Below are 4,502 nucleotides of genomic sequence, written 5' to 3' on the forward strand. Positions count from 1 at the left end.
GTGGCGGCATCATCTTCACCACGATTCAGAAGTTTGCTCCTGAGTCAGGGGAGGATCGCTTCCCCCGCTTGAGCGACCGTCACAACATTGTGGTGATCTGTGACGAGGCCCATCGCAGCCAATACGGCTTCAAGGGCCGCCTCAACAACAAAACCGGCCAGATTCAATACGGCCTGGCGAAGGCCCTAAGGGACGCCCTGCCGGAGGCCACCTTCCTTGCCTTCACCGGAACGCCCATCTCCCGGAGCGACCGGGACACCCAGGCGGTCTTCGGGGATTACATCTCTATCTACGACATCCAGCAAGCCGTGGAAGACGGGGCGACAGTTCCCATCTACTACGAGTCCCGTCTGGTGAAGTTGGCTCTCAAGCGGGATGCACTCCCCTCAATAGACGAGAAGGTGGAGGAGATCCTTGCGGAGGAGGAGCACGCCCCCACGACGGAGCGGGCGAAGAGTCGCTGGGCTGCCCTTGAGGCGCTGGTGGGCGCTGAACCCCGCCTGAAGCAGGTGGCCGCGGATCTGGTCTCCCACTACGAACGACGGTCCAGAATTCAACCCGGCAAGGCCATGGTGGTGGCCATGAGCCGGGACATCTGTGTCCGCCTCTATGACGCCATCGTTGCCCTGCGCCCTGGCTGGCATGACCCGGACCCCATGAAGGGGGTTGTCAAGGTGGTGATGACGGCAGCGGCAGCGGACGCTGAACACCTCCAGCCTCACCACACCAACAAGCAGCAAAAGAAAAATCTGGAGGCGCGATTCAAGAATCCTGCCGATCCGCTCAAGATGGTGCTGGTTCGGGACATGTGGTTGACGGGGTTTGACGCTGCCTGCATGGCCACCATGTACGTGGACAAACCCATGAAAGGGGCCAACCTTGCTCAGGCAATCGCCAGGGTCAACAGAGTTTTCAAAGACAAACCGGGTGGTCTGGTGGTGGACACCATCGGCATTGCCCCGCAACTGAAGGAGGCGCTGGCCGCCTACACGGCGGCAAGGGGGAAGGGCAAGCCGACACTTGATACCGGCGAAGCGCTCCGGATCCTCAAGGAGCAACTCCAGATTGCCAAGGATCTGCTCCACCCCGTCGATTGGAGCGGCTTCAAGGAACCGGGCGCGGCACTTGCCCTCATTGCCGCCTGCCTGGATCACGTCCTGGGTCTCCCCGACGGCAAGCGGCGATTCGGTGACACGGTGCTGAAGCTCACCAAGGCATTTGCCCTTTGTGGCGCGACGGATGAAGGGATGGCACACACCGAGGCGGTGGCGTTTCTCCAGGCAGTCCGGGCATTGCTGATCAAAAGCCATGGGGCGGCGCCACCCGGCGCCGGGAAGGACCCTGACTTCTCCCTGCGCCAGTTGCTGTCCGAATCCCTGGTGACGGAAGGGATCACGGATGTTTTCAAGGTTGCTGGTCTGACGACCCCGGACCTCGGCATCCTGTCCGACCGGTTTCTGGCGGAGGTGAGCAGGATCCCTCAGAAAAACCTGGCGGTGGAACTGCTTCAACGCCTTCTGAGGGATGAAATCAGAACCAGGTTCAAGGCCAACGTGGTCCAGCAAAAACGATTCAGTGAGATGCTGGCGGCATCCCTGAACAAATACATCAACCGCGCCGTTGAGGCGGCACAGGTTATTGAAGAGCTGATCGCCATGGCGAAGACGTTCCGTGAGGCATGGGAGCATGGCGCCGTCCTTGATCTGACCCCTGCCGAGCAGGCCTTCTACGACGCCCTGGCGGACAACAGGTCCGCACAGGAATTGATGGCGGAAGACGTCCTGGCAGCGATGGCAAGAGAACTGGCGGAGATGCTCAGGAGAAACGCCACCGTTGACTGGCAGTCCAAAGAGAACGTGAGAGCGAAACTCCGCATCAAAATCAAGACAATGCTCAAACGCTACAAATACCCACCCGACCGCCAGGAATCCGCCATCAAAACCGTGCTCCGCCAAGCGGAGACCATGGGGGAAGAACTGACGGATTCAACCTGAAGAACCTGATCGGAACGGAGAGGGTGGGATTCGAACCCACGAGGGTTTTGGCCCTACACGATTTCGAGTCGTGCGCAATCAACCGGACTCTGCCACCTCTCCCAGGAAGACAAGCCTAACTTATGGGACCGGGGGCAGCGGTGGCCAGGCATCCAGCAGGGCGGCGCCGTCACTGCCGGCCCACCGTTGCGCGGCGGGGCCGATCAGCACCCGGGCGCGGCGGCTGCCAGCCGTCACCCCGTAGGCATGGGCTTCATGGCTGAGGGGAACCAACGCCAACCCGGGACTCTCCAGACGCATTCCAGGCGTCAGGCGCCCGTCATGGCCCCGCACCAACTGCTGACTGAGGGGCGCCCAGCAACTCCGTTGCTCGTCACTCATGTGGTAGGTGACCAGGATCCAGTCAAAGCCGTCCAGGCCCAGGCGGTGGAGTTCCTTGCGGGCGCGGCGGCAAAACGGCAGCCGCGCTGTGGAAGAGATCAAGGCGGCGCGACCCCCATGACGGGCCACCAGAAAGGGGGCCGGCGGCTTGCGGCGTTCCGTGGCGGCGCCCCGCCGCGGGGACCAACCCAGTTGGCGGATCTCGTCGGCGAAGCGCATCTGCAACTGTAAGGCCAGGGCCAGCAGCAACAACAGGGGCGCCAGCCATGGCCGCCGCCAGGGGCCACCTGCTGCGCCAGCGGGCCGGGGCGTCAGCCACCAGAGGCAGGCCGTCACCAGCAGAACAGCCGCCACGGGCACGGGTTGCCCCAGGGGCGCCTCCGCCAGGGGCAAACTGGCGGCGCCATGGACCATCCACAGGAAACACCGCACCACCAGCACCACCACAGGCCGCACCACCGCCAGCAGCCAGCCCGTCAACACCGGCGGCAGCAGCAACACGGGCGCCATCACCATGGCCGTCAGGGTGAGGGGAGCCAGGACGGGGGTGAGCAGCAGGTTGACAGGGATGCCGTAGAGGGGCAGCCTGCCGAAATGGAGAAGCTGGAGGGGGATGGTCCAACAGGTGGCCGCCAGGGGGACCGCCATGGCCATGGCCAGGCGCTGGGGCAACCAACGGCTTAACCCCTCCCCCATGGGACCTGCCGACACCACCAGCCCCGTGGTGGCCACCACACTGAATTGGAAGCCCAGGGATTGCACCCACACCGGCGCAATCAGCAGCATGGCGATCACCGCCGCCAACAGCACCCCCACCGGCCGTTGGCGGGTTTTCAAACTGAGGAGCAGGAGCCCCAGCCCGGCCATGAGCGCTGCCCGCACCACCGAGGGTTGGGGGCCGGCCAAGGCGATAAAACCCAGGATCACCAGGGTCCCCAGCCCCAACCGCAGCAGGCGCCGCTGTCCGGCCAGGAGCAGCACGCTGCTGAGCAATACCGAGAGGTGGAACCCTGACGCCGCCAGGGCATGGGAGAGCCCGGCCCGGCGGAAGTCTTCCCGGATGATGTCCGGCACCTGGGCCATCTTCTGACCCATCACCAGGGCGGCCAGCAGGGGGCCGGACGGGGAGGAGAACGCCTCGCTGTAAGCCTGCGCCAAGTGGCTGCGCACCTGGGCCACCACCGCTACGGCCTGCTGTTCGTCGGCAGCCGTGAAGGCGGAACCGGCCAGGGCCAACTCCGCCCGCCACTGTCCGTAGCCCGCAAAGGCCACCACCAGCAGGCAAGGCAGGCATCGCACCCCCCAACTCTGCCCGCTGCCAAGACGGGTCGTCAGCAGCAGCAACCCCACCGCCACGGGCAGGGACCAGAAAAACTGCTCCAAGCCCCCCAACACCAATCCCGCGAGCACCGCCGCGCAACCCAGCCAGAGCATGGGACCCTCCCAAAGCCACCACGGGCCATGGTTCCCTCACCTTCGGGTGATGGACGCGGGTGGGCGGCGGGGCATAGGGCATAAGGGCTCAGTTTGGCGACAGTCAAACTGGCCACAACAAGGGATCTGGACAGATTGGTGGGTAGAGCTCTATACTGCGCAAGTCTCCACCCGCCGCCTCTGAAGAGCAGAAGTGCGAAGTGTTTGAATTTTTGAAATGCTATTTTGGATTTGATTCATCAGATGCATGATTATCTACTCAAGGATCTGTTGAGAGGCCATCAAGGGTAGCCGATTTCGCTGTTCTCTTGCGTCTTGATCGATGAGAGAATCCCTGCAAGGCATCTGCTGCGTCCGCCCCTACCCCTTGCCGGACTGAAACAGGAGAGAGGGCCAAGGGCTTCCCTTTGCGACTGTGCTTTGGTATGTAAGCCCCATGCCAATGCGCCCAGGTGTCCAGCGCAAACCATGAAAGGCCTCTTTGAAAGCCAGGCGCCCCAACCCCTTGCCGACCTGCTGCGTCCGCAGCGGTTGGATCGGGTGGTGGGGCAGGAGCATCTGCTGGCGGAGGATGCACCCATCGGTCGCATGGCGGCGCAGCGGCGGGTGGCGTCCATGATTCTCTGGGGGCCGCCCGGCGTGGGCAAGACCACCATTGCCCGCCTGCTGGCCCAACAAACGGATTATGCCTTC

General features: G+C 63.6%; 3 protein-coding genes and 1 tRNA gene. 2 read left to right on the forward strand and 2 right to left on the reverse strand.

The window, feature by feature from the left end; genetic code table 11:
- Positions 1-1,994 (forward strand): type I restriction endonuclease subunit R (locus BG35_RS0106810; protein WP_025782244.1); only part of this gene is annotated, 1,994 nt, incomplete at its 5' end.
- A 15-nt stretch (positions 1,995-2,009) separates the two neighbouring features.
- Here BG35_RS0106810 and BG35_RS0106815 read toward each other — a convergent pair.
- Positions 2,010-2,096 (reverse strand) — tRNA-Ser (locus BG35_RS0106815).
- Positions 2,097-2,114: 18 nt separating this feature from the next.
- Positions 2,115-3,809 (reverse strand): ComEC/Rec2 family competence protein, encoded by a 1,695-nt coding sequence (locus tag BG35_RS10775; protein ID WP_025782245.1) that lies wholly within the window; start codon positions 3,807-3,809, stop codon positions 2,115-2,117.
- A gap of 468 nt (positions 3,810-4,277) precedes the next feature.
- On the opposite strand from BG35_RS10775, the gene BG35_RS0106825 reads away from it, so the two are divergent.
- The coding region (locus tag BG35_RS0106825; protein WP_025782246.1) for an AAA family ATPase at positions 4,278-4,502 on the forward strand (225 nt) is incomplete at its 3' end.

Source organism: Candidatus Synechococcus spongiarum SH4 (genome assembly GCF_000586015.1).
Taxonomy (GTDB): domain Bacteria; phylum Cyanobacteriota; class Cyanobacteriia; order PCC-6307; family Cyanobiaceae; genus Synechococcus_B; species Synechococcus_B spongiarum_F.